Consider the following 23,036-nt stretch of genomic DNA (forward strand, 5'->3'; position numbering starts at 1 on the left):
GCTTTTTTGTCTCTTTTTCGCAATGATTAATAAAGAGAAATGATAATTTTTTAGAACGTATTTAAAAAGTTCAAGTTTGCCACTCTTTCTAAGAGAGCACGTGCGCAGTACATCAGACATTCATAAGTATCCAAGCATAAGTCATATAAAATTGTTTTTTAGATACGCTCTTAGGTTTGAGCGATTTTAGCTTGCATTAATTGTTATCCTCGCGCAGGCGAGAAGCGAGATAGAGAACCATACTTATTCTCTTAGTGCCATTAGTGATGCTTTTTTAACATTGAAGAAAATAATCCTCAATGCAATGACTTATGCTACTTAACAGTTTTTACTGGATCCCTGTCTTCGCGTGGATCACAAGTGATAGTGGGCAAAATATTTTTTTTAGCGACAAGGCATGATTATATTTAACTATTTTGAAATAGGTTTTGCCGATCTGCACAAAAAAACCCATGTTTTTCTATGAAGATAAAACATGGGGATTTTTTAACAGAGAAGCCAATGTACTATTCTTCGCTCGAAGCTGCTTCCTGAGAATCATCATTTGCAGATTCTTGCTGAGGGCTGACTTCTTCGCCTTCTTCATCAGAGGCGGCGGGCTTAGGCTCCTCAATAGCAGCAAGAATGACTTTTATCTTAGCCATTACATCGCCTTCAAGACGTACTGGCACTTCGTGAAGACCAATAGTCTTTAAGGGGCCGTTTTCCAACTTGATATTGCGATGATCAACGTCGAAGCCATGCTCTTTGAGGCTTGCTTCAATATCACGAGCACCCACTGAACCAAAGAGTTTACCCTGCTCACCAGCTTTTACTTCAATAGTGAACTTTTGAACTTCAATGCGATCACGAATATTTTCTGAATTGGCCTTCAGTTTTGCTAACTGATGCATGATAATTCTTTTCTGATGTTCGAACTGTACCAAACGGGATTTGGTTACTGGCATTGCCAAACGTTGAGGCAATAACCAATTTCTTAAATATCCTGGCGCTACCTTTACAATGTCGCCCACACACCCAAGATTAGCCACATCACGCGCCAAAATTGCTTGAACTCTACTTGCCATTATTGCCTCCACAGCGCTTTTTTTACTTCAATACAATTTAAAAACGCCGCAAAAAAATTAAATTTTTAGTTATCATCATCATCATCAGAAGATGAATCATCATAATTGTCTGAATCGTAATCACGTCCTCTGCGACCTTCATACTCACTATTAAATCGGCCAGGGCGACGATCTGAAAACTCACGTTTTTCCTTAAATACCGGAGGAGTCAAAACATCTTCTTCAACTTTGGCAAGTGAAGGATCTACGTCACTTTTTAAAACAACACTATGGCGAATAAGGACATTGTCATCGAGGCTTAGGGCCAAATCAAAATCTTTCACAATGCCTGGTTTACCAAGAAAGTGGTGATGTACATAAATACCGCGAGTCTGCTTTTGACATTCCCATGCCAATTTTTTGCGGCCCATGGCAGTCACTTTTAAATTCTTTCCACCAAGTTTTTCAATAAGCTCTTTTTTGCCCAGCATGAAATCTTTAGCCGCGCTGTCGTCGAGCTCTGGGCGCATTACGTAGATTGTCTCGTATTCACGCATATGCTCTCGTGATGCCATTGTCATTCTCCTTAAATCCAAGTTTAACACCAAGCCTATGATTTATTTGATACATTCACTACACAAGGCCTAGCCGCGCTCCACATATAGCAGAAGCGCGGCCGATAGCAACGTACCTGGAACGATAAATATGCTTTTAGATCTTAAGCTTGAGCCTTTAAGTATCAAATGGCTTAATTTTCTTCGGAATTTTTATTGTAACGAGATATAATTTCAACGACCTTTACTATGTCATCGAATCTTTCGGACAATTCATAGAATAGGGCAGCGGTATGTGCTGAGTGAGCTTTGGCCATCGTTGAAGCGTGTAGATAGGCCTGAGATCCCATATCCCGATAATAGCTTTGAGATACAATGCGCTGCACGGTGGATTCTTGAAAAAAACCTAATAAATACAGTGAGGTATCGCCCAAATGGCGAAATATTCTTTGTGCTTCGCCATCTTGAGCTAAAAGCGCTCGTTCTAAAAGTTGGGCCATGTTTGGTTTAGCGCCATAGTCTGTTCCTGCAAAAACGACCTCAGAACGGCAAAATTCATTAAGTAAATGGACAATATAAGCCTGGGCAGATTCCGTCATTTGGGTATTGGAATTACGAATAGCAGCTTCTAATGCTTCTCTAAAATATGCTTGCATGCTGTAGGCTGTAACGAGCATGTCTTAATACTCCCGCAGGTTATGGTAACAATTTGATATTGCAACCTAAAATGAAAGAAGGGCTCTTTTAATCCTAATAATCATTTGATGAGCGTGCTAGTTTTTTATTTGAGGCAAAATTTTTCTCCTGAATTTGTCCCTTGACCGACTTACTCATGCGACTACCCTAAGGCGCGGCGGATCCTGCGATCCACCAAACGGTCTTTATAAATGAAACCGTTTTTTGATCGAGCGGACCTAGCGCTGCTCAACGTTTTATTGATTAAGGAGTTTTTATGGCAATTAAACTTAAACCTCTTAGTGATCGTGTACTGGTAAAAAGAATCGACAGTGAAGAAAAAACTAAAGGTGGCATTATTATTCCCGACAGCGCCAAAGAAAAGCCTCTTGAAGGTGAAGTTGTAGCGTGCGGACCAGGTCGCAGTTTTGATAACGGCCAAGTGAAAGCTATGACAGTACAAGTTGGTGATCGCGTACTTTTCGCTAAATATGCTGAAACTGAAGTAAAACTCGAAGGCATGAGCTTTTTGCTTTTGAGAGAAGACGATATTTTAGGAATTTTGGCTTAACTATTTTTGAAAAAAACGAGGTAAAGAATGGCTGCAAAAGAAATTTTATTTGATGTTAATGCACGTGAAAAATTGCTTAACGGAGTAAATAAACTCGCTAATGCTGTAAAGGTGACTTTGGGACCTAAAGGTCGAAATGTTGTGATCGAAAAAAGCTGGGGTGCTCCGACTATTACTAAAGACGGCGTGACCGTTGCGAAAGAAATTGAACTTGATTGCAAGTTTGAAAATATGGGCGCCCAGATGGTGAAGGAAGTTGCATCAAAGACTTCCGATTGTGCTGGTGATGGTACAACCACAGCTACCGTACTTGCTCAAGCAGTGTGCAAGGAAGGTGCCAAGCTTGTAGCGGCTGGCCATAACCCAATGGGTATTAAGCGTGGCCTTGATAAAGGTACTGCTGCTATGGTTGCTGAGTTGAGAAATATCTCCAAGCCAATCAAAGATCATAAAGAAATTGCTCAAGTTGGTAAAATTTCAGCCAATGGCGATAGCACCATTGGTGAAATTATTGCTGAAGCAATGGAAAAAGTAGGCAAAGAAGGAGTTATCACCGTTGAAGAAGCAAAAGGACTTGAAACTTCATTGGAAGTAGTAGAGGGTATGCAATTCGACCGCGGTTACCTCTCTCCATATTTTGTAACCAACCCTGAGCGTATGGAAGCTGTTTTGAGCGATCCTTTTATCTTGGTATTTGAAAAGAAAGTTTCAAATCTTAAAGATATGCTGCCATTGTTGGAGCAAGTAGCTAAATCCTCTAAACCGTTGTTGATCATTGCTGAAGATGTTGAAGGCGAAGCTTTGGCAACTTTGGTAGTCAATAAACTGCGCGGCACGCTTAACATTTGTGCGGTAAAAGCTCCTGGTTTTGGTGATCGCAGAAAAGCTATGCTGGAAGACATTGCTACCCTGACTGGAGCAACCTTTATCTCTGAAGATATGGGACGTAAACTTGACAGCGTTACTGTTGCTGATCTTGGTACAGCTAAGAATGTAACGGTTGATAAAGATAATACAACTATCGTTGATGGCGCAGGTTCCAAAGAGGCAATCGCTGCTCGCATTAAGCAAGTTCGCGCTCAAATCGAAGATACAACCTCCGATTATGATCGTGAAAAATTGCAAGAACGCTTGGCTAAAATGGCTGGCGGTGTTGCAGTGATTCGAGTTGGTGCTGCTACTGAAGTCGAAATGAAAGAGAAAAAAGCACGCGTGGAAGATGCATTGCATGCAACTCGTGCAGCAGTCGAAGAAGGTATCGTTCCTGGTGGTGGTATCGCTTTGGTTCGTGCTCGTACAGCTCTTGATCAAGTTTCCGTTGATGCAGAAGAAAAATTCGGTATTGAGCTTTTGCGTCGTGCTATTGAAGAGCCATTGCGCATGATTGCTATGAACGCAGGCCACGAAGGCTCAATTGTGCTTAACAAAGTATGCGAAAATACTGGTGCTTTTGGTTTTAATGCTGCAACAGAAACATATGAAGATTTGCTCAGCGCAGGTATTTTGGATCCAACCAAAGTAACTCGCACAGCTTTGCAAAATGCTGTTTCCATCGCTTCTCTATTGTTGACAACTGAAGCCATGGTAGCTGAGAAAGCAGATAAGAAGGAAGCTCACGCAGCTCCTGCCGGCGGAATGGGCGGCATGGGAGGAATGGGCGGAATGGGCGGAATGGGCGGTTTCTAAAACCCACGTCACATCTAAGCCTAAAAACGCGGCCGGCAACTCTCTTTGCCTGTCGCGTTTTTTCATGTAGCAAAATTTTTGATGACTATCCTGAAGATTTGTTCATTGCATTGATGGCAGCTTGTATTTGCTAACAGTCGAGGCCCTCACATAGCGATAAAGCGATGGGTAAAAGGCTCGATACTGACATATTTTTCTCTTGTCTTTTTTTATTGTGAGCAAATCTTTTGGTTTAAAGTTTTGTTTGAAGGTGTTCATGTTCTCAGAAATAGTTGGCACAGGCTCTTATTTACCAAAAAAAATTATTACCAATACTGACTTATCAAAAACGCTCGATACTTCGGATGAGTGGATTAGCTCAAGGACAGGTATTAAGCAGCGACACTGCGCTGATATTGCAAGTGAAAGTTGCTCTCAAATGGGCACCAATGCAGCCAAAAAAGCTTTAGATATGGCAGGGGTTTTGCCAACAGATTTAGACTTAATCATTGTGGGCACGTGCACAGCTGATTATCGATTACCATCGGCGGCTTGTTTGATTCAGGAAAAATTAGGGGCTCACCATGCTGCCGCTTTTGATATAAGTGCAGCTTGCGCGGGATCCATTTATGGGCTCAATATTGCACATGCATTTATTAAAAGCGGAATCTATAAAAATATTTTATTAGTGACATCAGAAACCCTATCCTGTCTTGTAGACTGGCGTGATCGTAATACGGCTGTTTTATTTGGTGATGGTGCATCGGCCGCGGTTTTAAGCCGAAGCACCAAAAAAAGTGGTTTTATCGATATAGATTTGTATTCAGATGGAAGCCAGCAAAAAAATATTTGGATTCCCAGTGGAGGCAGTCTCAACCCAGTAGACGAGGCAGTTATCAAAGAACGATCTCATAAAATTCATATGAAAGGGCAAGAGACGTTCAAATTTGCTGTTCGCGCCCTGTGCGATGCTATCGATAAACTATTATCTCAAAATAATGTAAAAAACTCCGACATCAGTTTTGCGGTACCTCATCAGGCAAACTTACGAATTATTGAAGCCATCGCTAAGCGGATGGAGCTGCCCATGGAACGCTTTTTAATCAATCTTGATAAATGCGCCAATACTTCAGCTGCTTCGTTGTTGCTTGCTTATGATGAAGCAAATCGAGCTCATAAAATTAATGAGGGTGATTTGATTCTTATGCTTGCCATTGGAGCAGGCTTCGTTTGGGGAGCAGGACTTTATCAAGTGTAAAAGCTGTTTAAAACAGTCTCTAAGTCATGAAAAATATTTTTACGTGGCTCTAAAAGAGTGTTTTGCTTTGCAGTGCACTTTAGGAAGCCAAAAATTTAAACAAAAATATAGCTCACCGTTTGCAAAACAATCTCAAATATCCCAGACCTTCTTTTGGTTTTTTGCATATTTTTTGCTAAGTTTCAAAGCCTTTCTAAAATGGTGATGGTGCTTTTAATTTTGGGGGGATATTTTGAAGCAATCACAATTTTATGTGCTGCTATTAATTTTCAATGCAGGTTGTCAAGAAGCTAAAAATATAGAGCTTGCAGGAAGAACAGCAGAGTGGGCAGAAAATTCAGAAATCGATAACAAACAAATCAAAGAAGAAAAAACATCTCCAGAGTTTCAACCTGATAATTTTATTTCAGATGTAAGCAATCCCTTTTTTAGTCTGAGCCCAGGACGTAAATATTTCTACGATGGTGTTAGTGCTGATGGCGTAAAAATTCATAAGGAGATTCTTGCTACAGACCAAAAAAGAGAAATTGCCGGGGTCGAAGCTTTTGCTACCTGGAGCAGAGAATGGCACGATGGAAGCTTAGTAAGCGATGCTAAGGATTGGTTTGCGCAGGATGAAAGTGGCAATGTCTGGCATTTGGGCCAACAGGAGCTTAATATTTTTGGAGGCTATTTAAAAAGCCGGGGTAGAGAATGGTTTGCCGAAGAAAACAACGCAAAAGCTGGCATTTTCATACCTGGCGCCCCGAAGGTGGGAGAAGAATTTGCAGTCTCTTTTAACGGAAGTGATCAAGAAAAAGCCGAAGTACTAGCTGTCGGAGAGAATTTTCCCCGTATCCGCGGTCAATTAAATAACTGTCTGAAAATAGGAAATTATATATTGGGTGATCATCCTCGACAGTTTCAACGATACTATTGCAAAGATGTAGGAAATTTTTCAGCTGAGCTTATACCGGATAGTTTTGGAAAGGTTGAACTTACAAGAATCGAAGATAATCATTCGAGTGCAAGCATGAATATTAGCTATCCAGAGCTAAAAATTAATTTCAATGAAGAACAAGCAAAAAAAAATGCGCTTGATAAAGTTTCCAACAGCGATTCAGTAAAATCCATTGAGCTTACTTTAAAAGATGATGAGCCCGCATATGCAATCGATGTTCTTGATAAGGACAATGAAGTTACTCGAGTATTTTTAGATATTGTTAGAGGTCGCTTCCTTAGCTTAGAAAAACTTGATTAAATGTATTAAGGGTATCAAGTTTTTTTGTTATTTGACTCTATAAATTTTTATGCCACAGCTTATGGGTGTGGCATTTTCGATTAAGATATCTACCAAGCAAACGCTGGTGTTGCCTTGATATTTCATAGGATAAAAACTTTTCATCACTTCTATAAGACCTATCGTTTGGCCTGGTTTTATTTCATCACCTATTTTTACAAAGGGCGGACTTTGAGGAGAAGGAGAAATATAGAAAAGCCCATCCATGCTTGCTTTGATGTAGGAGTCATGGGTATGTTGACTCGATTCTTTTTTTTGTGATGTGGTTAAATTTTCAGCAAGGACAGTCATAATTTCATCTTTGAAAGCCACATCAAAGATATTTTCATTGGACGAGAAGCTTTTTATTCGGCCTGAAAGCTGTGGTGGCAAAACGAGAGAGTAATTCTGCCCTAGGATAAAGAGTTGGCCAAAAATTTCCCCACCGCTTATTTTATTTTCATTTTTTTTTTGTGCTTTGAAAATTCCGATGCGTGGGCTTAAAATTTTTATGTGATCATCGACAATCTCAATAGGACATACTAATTTTCTAGACATTGCTCACCTTTGGAAACTGTTTACAAAATTCTACTGATCCATATCGTGTAATGACCAAATGCGAGAATTTTTTATTCTTCTCTTGCCAATATTTTGGTATGTGCATTCGACAAAGCATTCCAAATAGCGGCGGATTTCTCCAACTGCTACCACTTCATCGGTATCGAGATTAAGTGCGGCTTTGTAAGGATCCATATCCCTTTCGATGCGTTCGATTACCTGGTTCATACCTGCTTCGATCTGTTTTCGTTCTTCAGGATCTTTGCTCATAATGGCAAAATTATCATCGAGCTTGGTATTGAATGCGCCAATCGCTAAAGTTTGTCCTTCCATGACCGCAAGCCTAGAGCATGGAGTGCTGATTTGTAATACAGGATCATAAGGCATACCGGCCATGGCGTAATAGCCAGCACCCGAAGCTTTTCTTAGTAAGACAGTCATCATGGGAGTGTTATGGGTTGAGTTGGCATAGATCAAGCTCGATCCGTAGCTGAGCAGTCCTTGCTTTTCAGCTTCTGCTCCAACATCAAAACCTGAAACATCTTGTAGCCACACCATGGGAATACCATCATCATTGAGTACACGACAAAAACGGGATAATTTTTTTACTCCGTCACGATATAAAATTCCCCCAGGACGTTGTTGGCCAAATTTTTCGGGGTGAGCAAATAATTCTTGAGAATTGGCTAAAAAACCAACAAAAAGTCCAGATACTTTTGCAATGCCACATACCACCTCTTGGCCTTTTTCTTTATCAAATTCCCAAAAGAGACTGTCATCGATGAGGCGAGCAATCACCTGTCTGATGTCATAACTTTTTTTGGGTGATATTGGCAGAATGCCAGCGATTTCCTTTGTTGCATATTTAGGTGGTTCACTTGAACTATCACTTCTATAGTACGTATTTGCACTGCTTGGAAGTTTTCTTATCTCTTCACGAATTTTTATCAGCATGGTGTGATCATCAGGCACTCTTTCATCGGCACAGTTGGAAATATGTACGTGCACATGAGGACCGCCGATATCATGAGAACTTAGGTGTTGGCTTTTAGCCCCGCGGATAAGGGCTGCACCAGCAATCACCATGTATGCCTGCTCAGTCATGTAGACGCGATCAGATATGATAGGCATATATCCGCCTCCAGCAATACAATCACCGCAGACTCCCGCTATCTGCGGGATCCCTTGATTACTAAGGAGGCTATTCATTTTAAAAATATGACCAGCCCCGGTTTTTCCTGGAAAGCTTTTGCTTTGTTCTGGTAAAAAAAGTCCGGAGCAATCAACCAAATAAATTACGGGCAGGCTAAGTTTTAAGGCAATTTCCTGAGCGCGGATGATTTTTTCAGGCGTTTTTGGCCACCATGCGCCAGATGCAACGGTGTTGTCATTGGCAATGACTATGGTCCAGCGGTCATGAATCTGTACAAATGCAGTGAGCACTCCCGCATTAGGACAGGTTTTTTGTTGTGAACCCTCACCAAACATAATTCCATCATTGACAAAACTATTGATGAAAAGAATTTTTTCCTTAGCATCGCACAGTGATTCAAGCCGTTGATAGGCGGTGAGTTTATTTTTTGCTTGAACGCGTTCCTGATATTTTTTTCCCCAACCGTTTTTCACAGAGATACGCTTTTGAGTAAGTGTTTCTTCAAGCGAGGCCATGTCTTTGCAGTTTTCTTGAAAGCTTTGATCTTCTACATCTATGGCGCTACCGAGAGGATGAAAAAAAAGTTTGGCCATCACACGCTCCTAGAATTTTGATAAGAGGCTAGAAATATTTTTTTCGATAAAGCTGCAGTCGTAGCTGCCTTTTCTAAAATCGTTGTTTGCCAAAATGGCTTTATGAAAGTCGATGGTGGTTTTTATGCCTTGAATCGAGATTTCATCAAGAGTTTTTTCCATCAAAGCAAGGGCTTCTTCTCGTGTTGCTCCATGAGTGAGGACCTTGGCTAACATTGAATCATAAAAGGGCACGATATTAAAATTATCAATCACATAGGTGTCGATACGCACAGGGCCTGTAAAATTTGATGGAGGTAGGTGAAGGTGGGTGATTTTTCCTGGACTAGGAGCAAAATCATGAGCAGGATCTTCAGAATTGATACGACACTCGATTGCATGACCATGAAAATTAATTTCATCTTGCTTTAATGTAATCATTTCATTAGCAGCAATGCGCACTTGCCATTCAACAATATCAATACCTGTGACAAGTTCGCTGATGCCATGCTCCACCTGAATGCGTGTATTCATTTCCATAAAATAAAGGCGGCCATCATCGCTTAGTAAAAATTCCAATGTTCCAGCATTATGGTAGCCGATTTTTTTGAGTGCAACGGTGATAATATCTATGATGCTTTTTCTAAGTTCTTCACTCAGGCCATTGGCGGGAGTTTCCTCTAATAATTTTTGATTGCGTCTTTGCACTGAGCATTCGCGTTCACCAAGGCACATCACATTGTCAAAGTGATCACATAAAACTTGAAACTCAATGTGGCGAGCTTGCTTGATATATTTTTCTACATAGAGTTTTTCGTCATTGAATGATGCCTGAGCTTCTCTGCTTGCTTCCATAAATGCATTGGGCATTTCTTGAAAGTTATTGACCAAACGCATACCTTTGCCGCCACCGCCAGAGCGAGCTTTCAAAAGCACCGGATAGCCCAACTCAGAGGCTTTGCTTAAGGCCTCTTCTGAGTTTTCCAAAATATCTTTAGAACCAATAAGTGTTGGTACCCCTAGATCTGCCATAACCGATCGCGCTTTTGCTTTATTTCCCATCAAGGATAGGTGATGGGGAGATGGTCCGATGAAACTCAGTTTTTGCTGAGCACATCTCGCTGCAAAGATTGCATTCTCTGATAAAAATCCAAATCCAGGATGGAGCGCATCGCATTCATTCTGTAGAGCCGCTTGCAAAATAGCATCCTCACAAAGGTAACTTTCTTTAGCTATGCTCGGTCCAATGCAGATGCTTTTGTTGGCTTCTTTTAAATAGGCACAGTCTTTGTCTGCCTCGCTAAAAATTGCTACCGACTCGATACCCATCTTCGTGAGGGTGCGAATAATTCGTCTGGCAATCTCGCCACGGTTGGCCACTAGTACACGTTTGAACATGGACTTCCCTTTTTTAATACTGCCTTAGGTACTCCACTCGCGAAGAAGTGAGCAAAAAACCAACAACAGTGAGTTTTTTATAGCAGATCTACAGAATTACTGTGCAGCACCATAGTTACTTGACTCCAATATTAAAACCATTGAGTTGCCCTGAGGGCTTATTTTTACTTTCATAAATTTTGGAGTTACCACTATGAAGAAATCTAGTTCAACTTTGCTTGGGCTATCCTTTATTTCATTTGATCTAGGAGACTGTTTTGCAAGTATTAAGCAAATGATTTTTGAGGAAATTTTTTTTGTTCATCACAGAGCAATAAGCAAAAAGGCTTCGTTAAATACTTTTCATTTAATTGGCTTTGGTGTTCACAAATTACCTTGCCTCGACTGTTAGATACTGGTACCACAGCTGACTTTTGTCGCTCTGCTTAAATTTTTTGCCGCAGCATGGCTAGGAGCTTGGGCAAAAAATTATTTTCGAAAAAGTCTCTTATAGCCAAAAGCTGAAAGGATCAGAAATTTCGCCACATCTGCGATTCTTTTGGCAGGGGGCTTTTCTCGTTATATTTGGCGCTTGCCTTGCGGTCATAGGGTGTGAGGACCGCGCCCTTGGTTTCGAAATAAATTATTTGTCCGATGGGCATGCCAGCATAGACGCGTACGGGCATTTTTACCGATATTTCCAAAGTCCAATAATTTTTAAAACCAACATCACCCTTGCCAGCAGTGGCATGAATATCAATCCCAAGGCGCCCGACGCTAGATTTTCCTTCTAAGAAAGGAACATGATGAAGAGTTTCGGTATATTCCTCAGTCACGCCAAGATAGAGTTTATCCGGTGTTAAGACATATCCTTCAGCAGGAATTTCAAAATAAGTGATGGGATTAGCTTTTTTGGCATCAAGCACAGTGACATCATAGAGTGCCAAAGTTTTGGCTAAGTGCACATCATAGCTATTTGTTCCTAGACAGTTCTCTCTAAATGGTTCGATGACAATGCTGCCCTTGCTTATTTCTTCTTTGATTGCTTGGTCGGATAAAATCATAAGTTGATCTCAAAAATAGGTTAGACCAAAGACTTATGACAGTTTTAGAAAAAATCTGAAGGGGAAATTTTTTTAATCTGAAAATTTATCTTTCAGATGTTAGGTCATGCTGAAGTATATTTGCTAAATCTGAATTATTTTTTAGGGAAATAGTTATGAATTTATCGATAGTTATCGCATTTTTTATGCTTTTTGTGCAGTCGAGCATGCTCATGGCAAAATTTGCAGGAATTCCCATAAGAACGGTCACTGTTGTGCCTACTCCACAAAAAACTTATCAGACACCGCTCACAGCCCTGCCAAATCGCGATGATAGGAGTACGTGTATCGATGATATTTCTCCAGAAGTTGTTTTTAGTTTGATGCGTGCCGAACGTATCGATGAGCCTTTGCAAGAAAATGAAACATATCGCTTAAACTTAATAGCAAAACTCTTTCGTAAAATGTCTGCGGTGTCAGATTCTCAGGGAGCCAGACTCACTGATCTTGTTGACCGAAGCCGGCTTCAGTGGGTAAGCAAAATCAATTTGAGTGCAGCTATTATTTTAGGGCAGGTGGATGCAAATATAGCCATGTCCAACAGCGATATTGAGCAATTAAAGAAAATCGCTGATGAATCTTATCGATTAACTTCAGATATTTATTTTGATCTCAATAATTCTTTTGATGAGATGTATAGAGAGGCACCGCGCTATCTTTTAGATGACATTAGGGATATTCAAAACCGCTTTAGTCGAAGTCGTGACCAAAGCAGTTCTTCAGATCGATATGATGATAGACAAAGATCAAGTAGCGATAGGCATTTCCGTTACAGACGGGAATAGATAAAAAGAGGGAGAGCAAGTTCAATAAGGCCACAAATATCTATTTGATCTTCCGTCACATAATGAGTCCGATGTCTAACATCAGAGCTTGCCAAGGGTACTAAGAATCGTTGGCTTGAAGTGTTTATCACTATTTCATAATTGTTAGCATCAATATGAGCTGAAATGGGCGAAGCTCTGAGGGTCGTATTAAAGCTTTTTAGTAATCTACCCTTACGACTATCCCAGATATTAATTGTGTTATCTTTTGAGTACGAAACTATCTGATTACGAATTGGGTCATAAGCAGCAGCGAGTACTTCGTCTTTGTGTCCTACTAAATGCAGTTTAAATTTTTCATTCTTTGTTATTTCAATAGAAAAATCATCTTTAAATGAAAAAGAATAATCGGAAGGTTTTGCGCTTAAAAGCGAAAAGGAAAGAGCCAAGAAACAAACAATGATTAAACGGGTTTTCATAAAAATTTTTCTCCCTATTTAACGCCAAAAGCGTGTTCTTTATCATTCTGATTTCGTCTCCTTACCTAACTAACTAGACAGGTAAAAGAGCATCAACTATCCGTATCTTTAATCTTTATCACGAGGAGAATTATGCAAAAAAAAATCATTGCGGCAATTATTTTTATGAGCTTATCGACTGTTGGTTTTGCTCAAAATAAAGCCAGAAAGTTTACTTTTTCAGTAAATCCCGTATCAGCCGTTCACGCTTCGTTAAACGGATCGTTGCATTATAAGCTCAAGGATTACCTTGCTATTACGCTGCCATTCTTTTTTGGAACCGACTGGACCAAGCTTTCGTCTTTTAAAACCATGGCGGTGATTGCCCATGATAGCTATGAGTCATCTTTGCTTTTTGGAGGCGGAGGACTTGGTGCGCGTTTTTTGCTCAATAGGAATGGTTTGGTAGATGGCTTTTTTGTCGAGCCCCGTATCGAGGTGTCGATCAATAAATTTAAATTGTCGGCTCAGCAGGGAAGTCTTGTAGATAGCAACAGGATAAGCCTCTTGCCTACGCTGCTTGCAGGATACAGCTGGTATTGGGATAATGGTTTTTATCTAAGCACTGCCCTTTCAGCCGGCATGGGCTTCCACCTAAAAAATGAGCCAAAGGTAGAGGATGGACTTGCCAATCGCTTAAAAGAAAAAAACTCCATAGCTAAAAAACTGTATGCTAACTCTGCTCGTTATGAATTTACTTATGGCTACGATATAAGCTTAGGTTATGCTTGGTAGAGTTTAAAACAGTCTCTAAGTTTGTAAATTAGAAATTTTTGAATCAATAGTCTCAAAGTTTTCATAAAATTTGCTCGCCTCGTCCTCATTTTCTACAATCTCATGTGTTGTAGGTGATGAGGAGGGTGAAATATTGACAGCATTTCTAAATAATCAAGAAAAAGAAGCTCTTTTACTTATGTTTGGTCAATTATGGCGTCAGAGATATTGGTCGCTTGATGGCTTAAGAGGGCGGCCGTCGCTTTCTGATTGTATAGACTTTGCTCTACGCAAACGAAAGCAAAATGCTGAAGAAGACCTGATTGATTTTTTGGAAGATTACTTAAACGATATGGCTCGCCGATGCCAGAACCATGCGGCAAAAGATAGAACTTAATCAGCTTGCTCAGGATATTTTTCTTTTCTTTCTTTTTTCGAGGTAATAATCGACCGATAGTCGCCCCCCGCCGTAGACGGAAAATATCAGTAGCAAAAAAAGGACGAGGATAACAAATTCTAGGCTTTGCTCCTTAGAAAAAAGGCCCTGCTGCATATGGACGAAGAAAATCGCGCCAAATAAAAGTGGCACCTGTATCAATGCTGCGATTCTGGTAATCAGGCCGATAGCAAGTAAAAAACCGCCCGCCAAATGAATAACTACTATGAGGTGGATGGATAAAAAGTCGAAAAAAGGCAGAGATAAGCGGTTCATATATTCGGTGGCAAGCTGATGATTAAAAAGAAACTGCAAGCCCTTTAAAATCAATCCAATTCCCAAATAAATTCGCAGAGTTTCGATACACATGTCGCGATTATTTTTGAGCATCGTAATAATATGATCAGTTTTCATAAGCCATTACCATCAAGAAGTCTCCACACGATTACCTAACAACGGAGCTTCTGTTTGGCACAAAAGAAAAAAAATAATGATATCAGTGGGTTAAAATCTGAATGCAAAAAAGAGCGCAGCTATCAAAAAGAAAATTCCTAAAGATAGCTGGCGCTCAAAAATTTTTCAGTGCAATTTCAGTTTGTTAGAGAAATTTTTCTTGGAAAGTTTTTTCTCCAAGCTCAGTTAAAAGATACGTCTTAGTTGATTTTTCTTGTCCCACCTGTTTAAGCAAATTCTGATTGCTGTGAACGACCCTAGAAATATTGATGGGGTACAATTCAATTTTGCTTGCACGGTACAAGAGGGCGCTTACATCATGAATGGAAATACCATTTTTTATTTTGGCGCGCTTTGCATGACCTAAAGACCATACCAGATAGGCCAAGCTTTTTTTGCCGTTAATCTCTTCCGTACTTTTGACCATCTTTGCTTTAGATTTTTTTAAATGTTGCATGATTTGTTCGGCTCGAGTTGAAATAATTTCGTTGGCCGGGCGTATGGAGCTCTTGCGAATTTTTTTAACGGTTTTTGGGGCTGGGCTTTTGACTGGTTCAGAAGTGTTTTGGGTATTTTGAGATTTTGCATCATTTTTTGGCGAATTATTCTGATTTTTTGTTTCAGATTTTAAATGGTTTTCTATGGCCCATACCGCAACATCTTTAATAGTGCTAACGTAGGCTTGTACAACGTCGGCTTTGAGATTTTTTTTGATTTTTTCTTTGGTTTCTTGAGCGCGGTAAATAGTTTTAACCGCAAGATCAACTAAATGAGCTTTAAGCATAATTTTCTCCGAAAAGCTTGAATAAAAAAACCGCCTTACTTGTGGCAGCTGTTAGGAACTAACTGAGAAAGTGTTTTGTAAATAGATGCCGAATGATTTTTTAAGGATACTTTTTTTGTTGCCAACAAAAAAACTTCAGGGAATATCGAGCATATTGCCAAAAAATTATTGTAGACCACAAGAAAAATGGACAAAAAGGCTTGGTAAATATTTTCAAAACAGTCTCTAAGACACAAACAGGTCTGAAATACTTTTTAACTTCGATGTTGGCAACCGAGTTTGTGTGCTTTCCGTCCTGTCTCTTAACAAGCTTTTATGAGCACCATATGTAAACAATTATTTTCCCGGCTCTTCTCCCCATAATATTCGATGAAGCTGCATTTGAAAGCGAACATTGAGTTTATCTTGTATGATCATATCAGCTAAATCGGTAGCCCTGATCGAAGAGAGAACAGGAGAAAAGAGAACATGGGTGCGCTCAGAAAGTTTATGAGTTTTCACAAATTCTTTGGCAAAGCGATAATCTTCTTCAGTTGCGATGACAAATTTTACTTCACATCCGGGCCACAAAAGATCCAGATTGGCAAGCACATTTTTATTGCATTCCGATGAAGAAGGTGTTTTTACATCCAAAATAACTTTGACCTTCCGATTGACATTCTTGATCGATACGGCGCCAGACGTTTCCAAAAGAACATCCAGGCCGCAATCTACCAATGCATCCAATAATTTAAAACTTGCGGGCTGTAGCAAGGGCTCACCACCGGTGAGCTCAACCTTAGGGATAGCAAACGAAAGTACTTTATCGATGATTTCCTTGAGGTCCATCTCTTTGCCATCAAAAAAAGCATGTTGAGTATCACAATAAGAGCAGCGTAAATGACACCCTGTTGTGCGAACAAAAACACAGGGAAGGCCCATGTGAGAACTTTCGCCTTGAATAGAAGCGTAGATTTCATGAACCAGTAATTTATTTCTATCTGTTTTATTTTTTATTACAGACAGACGCTCCTTCATGCTCTGCTGCATGGTCGATAACGAAAGCACTTCAACTCCTTAAAATTTAACGAGCTTACGTACATTTTCAATGATGGTTTTTTCACTCACAAGATACTCATCTTCCAAAGAGGGCGCATAGGGAACAGGTATATTACGGGAACCTAGCACCGTAACTGGGGCATCGAGATGGTGAAACATATCTTGTCCCAATCTGCCCGCTATATTTTCCATGAGGCTTCCTTGCTGAGAGTCTTCAGTGAGTAGCAACACTTTGCTCGTTTTTTTTATGCTGGCATAACAGGTGGCAAAATCAATGGGTTTGAGATAGCGTAAATCAATAATTTCAGCATTTATTTTGTCTTTATTAAACAGGATTTGTGCTGCATTAAATGCTTTGTGAACATAGGCTCCATAAGAGATTATAGTTATATCTGATCCTGGTTTAATAATCATGGCGCCAGCAGTATTGTTTGATTGTTTAGGAATAATTTGTTTTATATTAGGATCTCTATAGAGATTAATATGTTCATAAAATAGTACTGGATCAGGATCTTCTATGGCTTTTAAAAGCATAAAATAAGCATCGATAGGGGTGCTGGGTGCCATTATTTTTAGACCGTGGCAGCGATAAAACCAAGCTGAGGAGTCTTGAGAGTGAAAAGGTCCAGCCCTGCGTAATCCGCCATATGGCATTCGTAGAACCAAAGGCAGATTGAGTCCGGTACGGAAATAATGTTTAGCAACATTGTTTGCAACTTGATTCATTGCGCAGGCAATAAAATCGTTGAATTGAATTTCTCCGATGGCCTTGATGCCAGCGAGTGACATGCCCGCGCAGGCACCAACGATAGCGCTTTCGCTGATGGGAGTGTTGATAAATCTATCAGCAAATTTTTGAGGTGTTGATTTAAACATCATAAAAGCATTGCCGTAAGGTAATGCTACATCTTCGCCTATCAGGAAACATTCAGGCCACTGCGTAAAAGCACTGTTGACGGCTTGAGAGATTGCTTGCAAATAAGTTGATCCCTGCTTATCAAAAAAATAATGCTCAGATTTTTTGTTCTGAGGTGCATTGAAGTGATAGGGGCGCTTATAAACTAAACTCTCATCATCTTCGTTTTCAAGTTGAGGCCAGGCTCGTGTTTTGATGGATTCAAGGGCTGTTTGAACTTTTTCAAGCGCTTTGTTTTTCATATTTTCATAAGAATTTTCGGTGATGATCTTTTCTGTCAACAAAGTATTTTTAAAATTAGTAATAGGATCTTTTTTACGCCATGCTTCGTAAAGTGAAGAATCGACGTAGCCTTGGTCTTTAGTACGATTGTTAAGCGCAGGAATTTCAAAGCTAAGCTTCGGTTCGGATCCTAGGTAAAGCATGTCGTCGTGATGAGCGTGTCCACACATGCGCATAGTTATTACTTCAACCAGCACAGGCCCATTACCTGTGCGAACGAAGTCACAAACGAGTTTAAATCCAGCTGCAAGTTCACATACATCATTACCATCTAAAACTATGGAAGGAATTCCGTAGCCTGCAGCTTTATCTGCAAAAGAATTTACACGACTTTGTTCCTTGAGCGGTGTTGATAAGGCTGTTTGATTGTTTTCAATGCAAAAAATCATGGGCAGTTTTTTTACTGCGGCAAAGTTGATCGCTTCATGCCATTCCCCCAAAGAAGATCCACCTTCACCAATAAAACTGAGTGCTATGCGAGGAAGATTTTTTATTTTAAAGCTTAGAGCCAACCCAATAAGAGTAGAGGTAGCTATGGCCAGGGGAGCTGCAGGTGTGAGTATGCCTTTTGTATAATCACCTAAGTGTAAATCTCTTCCTTGGCATGGCAGGCCTATTTTTCCGGCTTGGGCATTAAGAGCGGCTTCTATATCAAGATCGCTGCAGCACAAAAAAACTCCAAGATCACGAATTAATGGCGCTACAATATCACCTTGATACTGACCTGATATTTTTGTTCGCTTGAGCCAATATGCTGCGCCATAGATAGCCTCCTGGCCTAGCGAACGAAAACCCTTGCCTTGAAAACTCTTGTCTAAATATTTTATTTCTCCCGATAAAAATATGTGTTTTAAGGCATTATCGGTGGCTCTGGTAACAAGCATTCCTTGTAAAAGATTTTTTTTATCTTGATGGCTGAGTAGCTTTTTTTGTGCAGTCAAGGATCGCTTTGAAAATATGAGATCAAATTTATTTTGTTTTTTTAGTGGAGATCCTACATCCAAGAATTTTTCCTTTGTCGTCATAGAATTTTCCTATTTTTTAATGCAGTTTTTTTTTCGCTGATTTCTATCATTAACCATGAGTGAACTTCGGTGTCTTATTTTTTGTTGTTTTTACTGATGCTTAATTAAAAGTTGAACCACACTCTTATGTAATCCTAAACTCCTGTAAAACTTCAATCCTTGGTCTCTTGCGGATTGTTAATCAAGCTAATAGATTCCAAGGCAATAACCTTTTTCTTTTATGTGTGGGGCGCTGTTTTGGCGAGCCTTATTTCCTGGGCAAAAAGCGATATTGGTCGCAAAAGAAGCTCTAACGAAGACTGTTATTTTGCCAGTGATGAGATTGGCCTTTACGTGGTTGCCGATGGCATGGGCGGGCATCGCGCTGGCGATCATGCATCAAAGCTTGCTATCGAAAGTGCGACTCGTGAATTTATTCGTGAATACGATAAAGGTTGTGAGATAAGCGAAGCTCTTTCCCGTGCTGTAGCGAATGCTGCTCTTAGAGTTTTTAATGCAAGCCAAGATAATCTCGATTTGAGAGGAATGGGTACAACGCTTAGCATGCTTGCCGTAAAAAATGGAAGAGCGCATATAGCTCATGTTGGTGACAGCCGAATTTATTGCATTAGGAATAATCAAATTCATCAGCTTACTAGTGATCATTCTTTGGTCAATGAACAAGTCCAAGCTGGAATTATGAGCCCAGATGAAGCACGCACAAGTGCACTTAGAAATATTATCACTAGAGCTATTGGCCATAATAAAACAGTATCAGCCGATCATTTTTCCTTATCGGTTAAAAAAGGTGATTTCTTTTTGCTGTGTACAGATGGTTTAAATAACATGCTTATAGATAGTGAAATTGTTGGTTTAATTAATTCATTAAGACCTGATTTTGCAATTAATAAGATGATAGAGAATTCCAATAAAAATGGCGGTGATGATAATATTACAGCTATCTTAGTTCAGGTCAGCTTGTAAATGTGGATTGCTCTTAATAAAATACCATGGCATAAGCTCATCTACTCAGCCAAGATGGGTATTTTATGGGAATTAATTTTAGAACAATAAATTTTTTATCGCGCTATTTTTTGTACGCTATAGTATTTTTTTTAACACTCATAACAATTATTCAGAGTGTATCTCTTAATAAAAAAAATATTTACATAAAAAATCTTTTGAAAGAAAATAGTGCACTTAGAGAAAAAATTGAGTGGATCGATACGCGTGTTGCGCAACTGCATGAGTCGCAGGATGAGATCAGATCATTCCAAAGCCAAATCGCCAGTAAGCTCAATGCAATTGACAATCTGACAGCCATAAAATTAGCAGCTTCACTCATGAGAACTGCTACGAAAAATTTTGGCAAGGAAAATCAATCGACTTTTGCACTCAACCCTGAAGTTTCATTGGTAAAGCTCGATCTTGATGTTTATCAAAGTAAAAATGAAAATTCTCTGCTGCTCAGTCGCGCGCTTTATCTGGAAAATATGCTTCAAATTGTGCCGAGTCTTATTCCTGCTCAAGGCTATATTTCCAGTAATTTCGGTGTAAGAATCGATCCTTTCAGTAAGAAAAGAAGGCGTCATGATGGTATTGATATTGCAGGAGCTCTTGGAACTCCCATCCATTCACCTGCTGACGGCGTTGTGATCAGGGCAAATTATCACAGAGATTTTGGCAAAAAAGTTGAGATTAGGCATCCTTCTGGTTTTGTTACTCGTTTTGCTCACATGAAAGAATTGATGGTGTTAAATGGACAGCATGTGAAGCAAGGAGAGATCATCGGGCTTTTGGGAAATACCGGAAAACGATGTCGAGGAGCTCATCTGCATTATGAGGTTCAACAGGGAAATAAAAAAATTAACCCCAAAAATTTTATGTTGGCACAACCAAGCAAAAAAAATGTTTAAATATTTGATATGAGATTTTTTGCTCCCCTAACTCCATGTGTCTCTACAATTGTAGACATATTGGGAAAGCATTATCAGTTTTAAATGTATTGTTACTAGGTTTGATTTTTTATGGCGGAGTATAGATGAAAAAAATATTAATTTTGTCTTTGCTGATCGGCTCTTTTGCCATTTTTTCAATGGATAAAAGGCTTTTAGACAACAAATTGCCTTACGATCTGACGAAAGAAGATCTTGCCAGTCTCTATCATTTACCAATAAAGGACGCGGCAAATGAGCTTAGTATTTGTACGACTTTGCTAAAGAAAATATGTCGACAAAATGGAATTAAGCGATGGCCTCATAGACAGTTTCAAGCCGTTAATCAGAGAATTATGGCTATAGGCAAAAATCCTGAGAAATATGAAAACCCAGAATTTTTAGTAAGAGAGCTCGATGAGCAAAGATCCATGCTGATAGCTGGTGATTATATGAGGGTAGGTAAGAGCGCTAAAAAAATAAAAATAAAAGATAAAAAACCTATAAAAGGTCCTCAAAAAACTATTGTCAAAGGAACAAAAATTAAATGTCCTTTAAAATTACAAGCTCCTCTTAATGCTGAAGTCCTTGTTGTGAATGTCAATCAGGAACAAGAACAGCACATGGTTCCCGATTGCAACTTGGATAATATGACTGACGACGAGCTCTTTTGTTATCTGAAACAAAAATATCAGGCTACGCCCTACCCTCGAATTGATTTTTCGAAATTAGAATAAAATTCCCATGCTGTGTAATATTTCAAAAACAAAGTACTTTGTAAGCGGCATTAAGGGACTGTTTTAAAAATCAAAATCGCGGTGTTTCTAAACCGTTTTAGTAAAATAGTTACAATCGCTAACTAAATATAAATAGTATAAATAGTTATTTTTAATCCTTTATTGTTTTTTTGATTTCTTTAAGCAAGCCAAGGTGCGATGGACCACCTATCATTTTGACTGCTGTCCCTTGTCATCCCCGCCTGCGCGGGGATGACAAGTAATTGTAGACAAAAATGCTTTCTCAGCGCAGCGAAAAATAATTTTCAAAACAGTCTCTAAGAGCATCTGTAATTTTTTCTAGAGCCAGCTGCAATTCATTTTTATTGATGATCAAGGGAGGGGCCAGGATAATGGTAGAAAAGCGCACCAGTGCCGAGATTCCTTGCTTCTTCAAAGCATTTTGTACAATCATTGCTGGCTTGAGCTCTTCTTTGCTCGCGCGGTAGGGAACCAAAGGCTCTTGGTTTGCTTTTTGTAGATCAAGAGCGCTCAGTAAACCGATTGAGCGCGTTTCAGCGATCAGTGGATTATTTTTGGCAAGCTCTTTCAAAGCATGATCAAGTTCAAGTCCGCGAGCTTTTACATTAGTTAAAATATTTTCACTTTCATAAAACCCTATAGCAGCTCGGGCAGCTGTACATGAGAGGGAATGGCCGTATTGAGTAAGTCCGCACGAGAGTACCTCGTGATCAAAATGATCAGCTATATTTTTATTTACCAGCAAGGCTCCTAAAGGCATGTAGCCTGCCGTTAAACCTTTGGAAAGCGTCATGATATCGGGCACAACTTTAAAGTGATCAACACCAAACCATTCTCCAGTTCGACAAAATCCTGACAAAACTTCATCAGCGATAAGAATAATTCCATTGTCGTCGCAAATTTTTCTGATTCTTGGCCAATAGTCTTTTGGGGGAACGAAAACACCATTGGCACCAGTGATTCCCTCTAGCATAATAGCAGCGATTGTTTCTGCGCCTTCTATTTCGATGATCTCTTCTAAAAGTCTTACGGTATCGATGTGCTGACCACTGCCACGAGGGTAGGGATCGGGAAATCGAATGACTCCACTCATAGCGTAGTCAACTGGAATGCGTCGATAATCGCCGCTTAAATTGATAGTGGCGATTGTGGCTCCATGATAAGAGCGAAAGCGTGTAATTATTTTGTGTCGTTTAGTTACCATGCGGGCAATTTTGATAGCGTTTTCATTTGCTTCAGCACCGCCCAGAGTAAAAAATACTTTTTCAAGTTGTTGAGAATTATTTTTAGGTGCTATGTGAATAAGATCTTGTGCAAGATGCAGGCGCTCCTGACAAAGCCATTCAGAACTGAGAACTTGTGCATTTTGAGCAGCATGGGCGATGGCTTGTTGCATACCTTTATGGCTGTGTCCTAAGTTTGCACAAAATGCTTGTGATTTCATATCGATTAAGCGCTCACCAGAATCGAGAGTGAGATAGATGCCGCAAGCTTCTTTTATCTTTTGCGGGCTAATATCTGCTTGTTTATGCCAGGGAATAAAAACATGTTTTTTGTAGCGGTCGCCTAGAAAATTTTCATCAAGCATGGAGAACTCCAACAACCTGAGTATGGATGTGTTTGTAGTATTGCAGGATTCGAAAAT

At 39.7% G+C, this 23,036-nt stretch carries 23 protein-coding genes; 10 read left to right on the top strand and 13 right to left on the bottom strand.

The genetic code is table 11. The features are described from left to right. Nucleotides 1–506: 506 nt before the first annotated feature. From H6731_07460 to H6731_07470, 3 genes are all read right to left on the bottom strand, one after another. The gene (locus H6731_07460) at nucleotides 507–1,067 is read right to left on the bottom strand and encodes a 50S ribosomal protein L9 (protein ID USN50101.1); all 561 of its coding nucleotides are present in this window, start codon (nucleotides 1,065–1,067) and stop codon (nucleotides 507–509) included. Between the two features lie 65 nt (nucleotides 1,068–1,132). Beyond that, a complete protein-coding gene (rpsF, locus tag H6731_07465) occupies nucleotides 1,133–1,621 on the bottom strand; it encodes a 30S ribosomal protein S6 (protein USN50102.1) in 489 nt (162 codons plus the stop codon). A gap of 173 nt (nucleotides 1,622–1,794) precedes the next feature. Next, nucleotides 1,795–2,277, bottom strand: coding sequence for a hypothetical protein (locus tag H6731_07470; protein ID USN50103.1), 483 nt, complete (start codon nucleotides 2,275–2,277; stop codon nucleotides 1,795–1,797). Between the two features lie 281 nt (nucleotides 2,278–2,558). On the opposite strand from H6731_07470, the gene groES reads away from it, so the two are divergent. The 4 genes from groES to H6731_07490 all read left to right on the top strand — a co-directional run bounded on the left by groES (nucleotide 2,559) and on the right by H6731_07490 (nucleotide 7,009). Beyond that, complete coding sequence (gene groES, locus H6731_07475) at nucleotides 2,559–2,846, top strand: co-chaperone GroES (GenBank protein USN51959.1); 288 nt, start codon at nucleotides 2,559–2,561, stop codon at nucleotides 2,844–2,846. Nucleotides 2,847–2,873: 27 nt separating this feature from the next. Beyond that, entirely contained in the window at nucleotides 2,874–4,532 is a 1,659-nt protein-coding gene (gene groL / locus H6731_07480; protein USN50104.1) for a chaperonin GroEL, read from the top strand. Nucleotides 4,533–4,788: 256 nt separating this feature from the next. Continuing rightward, the gene (locus H6731_07485; protein ID USN50105.1) at nucleotides 4,789–5,769 is read left to right on the top strand and encodes a ketoacyl-ACP synthase III; all 981 of its coding nucleotides are present in this window, start codon (nucleotides 4,789–4,791) and stop codon (nucleotides 5,767–5,769) included. 232 nt (nucleotides 5,770–6,001) lie between these two features. Beyond that, the gene (locus tag H6731_07490) at nucleotides 6,002–7,009 is read left to right on the top strand and encodes a hypothetical protein (protein ID USN50106.1); all 1,008 of its coding nucleotides are present in this window, start codon (nucleotides 6,002–6,004) and stop codon (nucleotides 7,007–7,009) included. A gap of 27 nt (nucleotides 7,010–7,036) precedes the next feature. Here H6731_07490 and H6731_07495 read toward each other — a convergent pair whose 3' ends face one another. From H6731_07495 to H6731_07510, 4 genes are all read right to left on the bottom strand, one after another. After that, the gene (locus H6731_07495; protein USN50107.1) at nucleotides 7,037–7,585 is read right to left on the bottom strand and encodes a hypothetical protein; all 549 of its coding nucleotides are present in this window, start codon (nucleotides 7,583–7,585) and stop codon (nucleotides 7,037–7,039) included. A 30-nt stretch (nucleotides 7,586–7,615) separates the two neighbouring features. Continuing rightward, the gene (locus H6731_07500) at nucleotides 7,616–9,331 is read right to left on the bottom strand and encodes a propionyl-CoA carboxylase (GenBank protein USN50108.1); all 1,716 of its coding nucleotides are present in this window, start codon (nucleotides 9,329–9,331) and stop codon (nucleotides 7,616–7,618) included. Between the two features lie 9 nt (nucleotides 9,332–9,340). Further along, on the bottom strand, nucleotides 9,341–10,708 hold the full coding sequence (locus H6731_07505) for an acetyl-CoA carboxylase biotin carboxylase subunit (GenBank protein USN50109.1): 1,368 nt from the start codon (nucleotides 10,706–10,708) through the stop codon (nucleotides 9,341–9,343). Nucleotides 10,709–11,217: 509 nt separating this feature from the next. Then, nucleotides 11,218–11,751, bottom strand: coding sequence for a dCTP deaminase (locus tag H6731_07510; GenBank protein USN50110.1), 534 nt, complete (start codon nucleotides 11,749–11,751; stop codon nucleotides 11,218–11,220). A gap of 155 nt (nucleotides 11,752–11,906) precedes the next feature. Between H6731_07510 and H6731_07515 the strand changes: the two genes are divergently transcribed. Beyond that, complete coding sequence (locus tag H6731_07515) at nucleotides 11,907–12,575, top strand: hypothetical protein (protein ID USN50111.1); 669 nt, start codon at nucleotides 11,907–11,909, stop codon at nucleotides 12,573–12,575. On the opposite strand, the gene H6731_07520 is transcribed toward H6731_07515, so the two are convergent. Beyond that, a complete protein-coding gene (locus H6731_07520) occupies nucleotides 12,560–13,033 on the bottom strand; it encodes a hypothetical protein (protein USN50112.1) in 474 nt (157 codons plus the stop codon). The two genes, H6731_07515 and H6731_07520, sit on opposite strands and share 16 nt — an antisense overlap. Before the next feature lie 132 nt (nucleotides 13,034–13,165). Here H6731_07520 and H6731_07525 point away from each other — a divergent pair, with 132 nt between their 5' ends. After that, nucleotides 13,166–13,807, top strand: a complete 642-nt coding sequence (locus H6731_07525; protein USN50113.1) for a hypothetical protein — start codon at nucleotides 13,166–13,168, stop codon at nucleotides 13,805–13,807. A gap of 133 nt (nucleotides 13,808–13,940) precedes the next feature. After that, complete coding sequence (locus tag H6731_07530) at nucleotides 13,941–14,183, top strand: hypothetical protein (GenBank protein USN50114.1); 243 nt, start codon at nucleotides 13,941–13,943, stop codon at nucleotides 14,181–14,183. A gap of 9 nt (nucleotides 14,184–14,192) precedes the next feature. Here H6731_07530 and H6731_07535 read toward each other — a convergent pair whose 3' ends face one another. The 4 genes from H6731_07535 to H6731_07550 all read right to left on the bottom strand — a co-directional run bounded on the left by H6731_07535 (nucleotide 14,193) and on the right by H6731_07550 (nucleotide 18,720). Next, a complete protein-coding gene (locus H6731_07535; GenBank protein ID USN50115.1) occupies nucleotides 14,193–14,636 on the bottom strand; it encodes a DoxX family protein in 444 nt (147 codons plus the stop codon). 184 nt (nucleotides 14,637–14,820) lie between these two features. Next, entirely contained in the window at nucleotides 14,821–15,459 is a 639-nt protein-coding gene (locus H6731_07540) for a hypothetical protein (GenBank protein USN50116.1), read from the bottom strand. A gap of 336 nt (nucleotides 15,460–15,795) precedes the next feature. Then, nucleotides 15,796–16,476: a radical SAM protein gene (locus tag H6731_07545; GenBank protein ID USN51960.1), complete on the bottom strand. Its 681-nt coding sequence runs from the start codon at nucleotides 16,474–16,476 to the stop codon at nucleotides 15,796–15,798. Nucleotides 16,477–16,515: 39 nt separating this feature from the next. Beyond that, a complete protein-coding gene (locus H6731_07550) occupies nucleotides 16,516–18,720 on the bottom strand; it encodes a hypothetical protein (protein USN50117.1) in 2,205 nt (734 codons plus the stop codon). A gap of 237 nt (nucleotides 18,721–18,957) precedes the next feature. On the opposite strand from H6731_07550, the gene H6731_07555 reads away from it, so the two are divergent. The 3 genes from H6731_07555 (at nucleotide 18,958) to H6731_07565 (ending at nucleotide 21,370) form a co-directional block, all read left to right on the top strand. Next, nucleotides 18,958–19,683, top strand: a complete 726-nt coding sequence (locus H6731_07555; protein ID USN50118.1) for a Stp1/IreP family PP2C-type Ser/Thr phosphatase — start codon at nucleotides 18,958–18,960, stop codon at nucleotides 19,681–19,683. A 65-nt stretch (nucleotides 19,684–19,748) separates the two neighbouring features. After that, nucleotides 19,749–20,615: a M23 family metallopeptidase gene (locus H6731_07560; GenBank protein USN50119.1), complete on the top strand. Its 867-nt coding sequence runs from the start codon at nucleotides 19,749–19,751 to the stop codon at nucleotides 20,613–20,615. Between the two features lie 125 nt (nucleotides 20,616–20,740). Next, entirely contained in the window at nucleotides 20,741–21,370 is a 630-nt protein-coding gene (locus tag H6731_07565; GenBank protein ID USN50120.1) for an RWP-RK domain-containing protein, read from the top strand. Between the two features lie 283 nt (nucleotides 21,371–21,653). Here H6731_07565 and H6731_07570 read toward each other — a convergent pair whose 3' ends face one another. Then, a complete protein-coding gene (locus H6731_07570; GenBank protein ID USN50121.1) occupies nucleotides 21,654–22,979 on the bottom strand; it encodes an aminotransferase class III-fold pyridoxal phosphate-dependent enzyme in 1,326 nt (441 codons plus the stop codon). Nucleotides 22,980–23,036 lie beyond the last annotated feature (57 nt).

It is taken from the genome of Myxococcales bacterium (assembly GCA_023898405.1).
Lineage (GTDB): Bacteria > Myxococcota > UBA727 > UBA727 > JABDBI01.